Consider the following 829-nt stretch of genomic DNA (forward strand, 5'->3'; position numbering starts at 1 on the left):
ATTGAAGGATGTACTTCAGATCGTGGGTATTCCCGAGTCATCTTATCACTATCATGTAAAACGATTGAAGCAGGGGAATCCTCATCAAGAGCTAGAGAACACAATTCAATCCATCTTTAACGAGCACAACGAGAACTATGGTTATCGTAGAATTCAACTAGAATTAAAAAATCGCAGCATCATAGTAAATCACAAAAAAGTGCAACGCATAATGGGAAAGCTGGGACTGAAAGGCAATAAGTTCACCCGAAAATCACGTCGTTACAGTTCGTACAAGGGGAGTATCGGTACAGTGGTGAAAAACCGAATTCACCGCAGATTCAATACTTCAATCCCCTATCAAAAACTAACTACAGATATTACAGAATTCAAATGTTCAGATGAGGTAAAACTCTATCTTAGTCCAATAATGGACATGTATAATGGGGAGATTCTATCGTATGGCATAAGTATGCGTCCGACACTTGACCTTGTGATGAAACCCCTGGAGGAAGCTCTTGACGTTGTAAAGAATGCCAAATACAGGACTACCATTCACTCAGATCAAGGCTGGCATTATCAGCATGGTAAATGGGTGTCGACCTTGAAAGAACACAAAGTATTTCAAAGTATGTCACGGAAGGGAAACTGTCTGGACAACGCTCCTATGGAGAATTTCTTTGGTTTATTGAAACAGGAAATGTATTATGGCGAATCACCACGCACATATGAGGAGCTCAAACGGACTATTGAAGCTTATATCGAGTACTACAACAACAAACGGATAAAACAGAAATTGGCTGGCATGAGCCCGGTTCAATACCGTCTTCACACCAGCCAGTTAGCTGCA

Annotated in this window: 1 protein-coding gene; it reads left to right on the forward strand. The window is 40.9% G+C overall.

Translation table 11 applies throughout. The features are described from left to right. Nucleotide 1: 1 nt before the first annotated feature. Nucleotides 2-829, forward strand: an 828-nt coding sequence (locus tag BN1243_RS00005) for an IS3 family transposase (RefSeq protein WP_084781932.1), incomplete at its 3' end; no start/stop codon positions are given.

Source organism: Bacillus niameyensis, assembly GCF_001375535.1.
In the GTDB taxonomy this organism is placed as follows: Bacteria; Bacillota; Bacilli; order Bacillales; family Bacillaceae_C; genus Lederbergia; species Lederbergia niameyensis.